At 46.8% G+C, this 2175-nt stretch carries 2 protein-coding genes and 2 pseudogenes; 1 reads left to right on the top strand and 3 read right to left on the bottom strand.

The window, feature by feature from the left end; all coding sequences use genetic code 11:
* Both F6K38_RS39995 and iscB read right to left on the bottom strand, forming a co-directional pair.
* Positions 1-211, bottom strand: a pseudogene (locus F6K38_RS39995) (heme o synthase); the annotation flags it as partial.
* 107 nt (positions 212-318) lie between these two features.
* Positions 319-1596 carry an RNA-guided endonuclease IscB gene (gene iscB, locus F6K38_RS39990; protein WP_008186868.1) on the bottom strand — a complete coding sequence of 426 codons (1278 nt, stop codon included), beginning with the start codon at positions 1594-1596 and terminating at the stop codon, positions 319-321.
* 91 nt (positions 1597-1687) lie between these two features.
* Here iscB and F6K38_RS39985 point away from each other — a divergent pair, with 91 nt between their 5' ends.
* Positions 1688-1876, top strand: coding sequence for a hypothetical protein (locus tag F6K38_RS39985; RefSeq protein ID WP_008186866.1), 189 nt, complete (start codon positions 1688-1690; stop codon positions 1874-1876).
* Positions 1877-1972: 96 nt separating this feature from the next.
* Here the strand turns inward: F6K38_RS39985 and F6K38_RS39980 are convergent.
* Positions 1973-2175 (bottom strand): annotated as a pseudogene (locus tag F6K38_RS39980) (COX15/CtaA family protein); the annotation flags it as partial.

The raw sequence follows: 2175 nt of genomic DNA, 5'->3' as shown, positions 1-2175 counted from the left end.
TAAGTACTTGGGCAGATGCTGCGGCCAAAGTACCACCGACCAGGGTAACTAGCAATAAGATGGGATCGACTTGTCCATCGGATGCCAACCACATCCCCGCTGCTGTCGTAATTAATAGTAGTGGAATGATTCGAGGCTTTGTTAGTTGATAGTAACTTTGAATAACCTCTCTTAAGTTTTCATGTTGACGGGTTAAACTAGTCCCAAGCATTCAATTCACCGACAATTGTTAGCAAGGGGAGAGCTGGAAGCCCCTGTCGATTCACGCATGGGGAGGAAAGCTCTCCCCTTACATGACAGCAGCGCGACAGCGCATCCTTAGAATACGTAGGCATAGCCATCCCTCCCGTGTATAGTGCTGCAATACTTGTGATTGATTCCAGTGACTCTGCCAGATTTAGTCTGGATGTCGAAGCTACCGGACTTCCGACAGAGAACCCGACCTAAATGGGTTCCCGCTTTCTTGCCTTTGGGTACAACCGCCCTGACGATATCCCCACTTCTGAAACCGAAATGAACTTGCTGACGAGTACGGTGGCGGTATGGGAAGCCATACTTATCAACACCAGCCATCTGTCGGTTTCCATGTCCTGATGCTGTGATGGTTAAACATTGCTTAGTCTCAAGGGTGAGATGGACAACAACTCCTACACAGGCAGCATCAAGCCAGTGAGTTTTAGGAAGATCTAATCGGCAACGGTTATACTTAGTTTGTCCACCTGTCCCAAACTCAATAGGTAAGCCTCTAGCAATCAACTCCTCAGCAATCTTGTTCCGAGTTGAGTTGACCGCTGCCGCATCCAATAACGGTTGCTTAACTTGGCTGAGAATTCGATTGAGTAGGTCAGACTTACCAGAGAGGAAGTCTGTTATATTTCGGTTTCCTTTAGCCTGGTTACAGTCATGGCAAGCAACGGTCAGGTTAGATACTCGGTCAGATCCCCCTTTGGATTTGGGGTGAATATGATCGACTTCCAAACGGGTGTCTGTGGCTTGGCAGTATGCACATTGCCGATTCCATTTCTCTAACAGGTACTCTCGAACTTCATACCCCTGTAGTTCACCCTGCTGGTAGTCAACACCTGAAACTTCAGGGTTGATCATTTTCTGCATGTCAAATCTAACTCGCTCTAATGAGATTCCTGTAACGGGAACAAACTTGGTTAATCGTCTAACCCAGGTCATCGTAGTCAGAACCCGATGGAGCATCGATGGAGCAAGCCAACCTTCTGGACGAGTACGGTTTAAGAATCTAGGTTGACGATACCGGGTTTTACGGTTTCGCCTTCCTCTCCTCAATTTTCGTCTGTCCTCAAGATCAGCCTTAATTTGCTGCCCTCGGTGATAGAGTTCTGCTCCCCATAGAACCTTGTCATCTTGCACCAGAGCAAGCCCAGTTACTTTTGAGCCTGGGTCGATTTTGAGTTGGACTGGTTTGGGGGCATCATCAACTGCTTTGTTGAGGATAATGGTGAATGGATACTGCTTAAATACCGCTGCCTTGCCTGCTTTAAGTAGGCTACGAGCCATCCCAGGTTTGCAAGGGTTGAGCGGTTTTCGGTTGGTATCTAAAACTAGAACGTAGTTTGTAGACATGGTTTCGTCTCTTCTACTTGCGTGTTACTTTTGCCTCGACAAGGTTAGATAGGTTTGTCCTGTTTCAGACACTTCCTTAATCCCTCTACAGATGTTTAATCTGAAACCTCAGAGCCTAGAGCTGGCAAGCACCCTAGGGTGCGATAGCCTATCTAACGTAGCCAGTCGAACTGGCTTAGTCTGGTCAACTACAGGATCTCTTGCCCGTCGATTGATCGGTGGGTTGGAATCCCAGTCGGGATTGTTGACCAATTCCTTCGCTAAAAAGTCTCAAGTATGAAGGATATTTGCCCTTAGGTTTCCCGTAGGATAGACCAATAAAACACTTAATCCTTCATACTTAATCCTTCATATTTAATTCCTTCTCGCTTTGCTTCTACTGACTTTGACACTCCACACTTGTTCGGTCACGTAAGGCGAAGACTGTAAACCCTACCAGTACTCCTAATAATGCTGCTCCCACTGCTTGATGGCAGATAGTTAGTAGTTCAACTTGTAGCCTTAACCGGAAGGTAGCAACACCGAGGAGTATCTGTAAAACTACCAAGCTAGCAGCGAGATTAGCTAACTGTCGCAGTA

Source organism: Moorena sp. SIO3B2, assembly GCF_010692525.1.
GTDB classification, from domain to species: domain Bacteria; phylum Cyanobacteriota; class Cyanobacteriia; order Cyanobacteriales; family Coleofasciculaceae; genus Moorena; species Moorena producens.
This window is presented reverse-complemented; position numbering and strand designations above follow the sequence as displayed.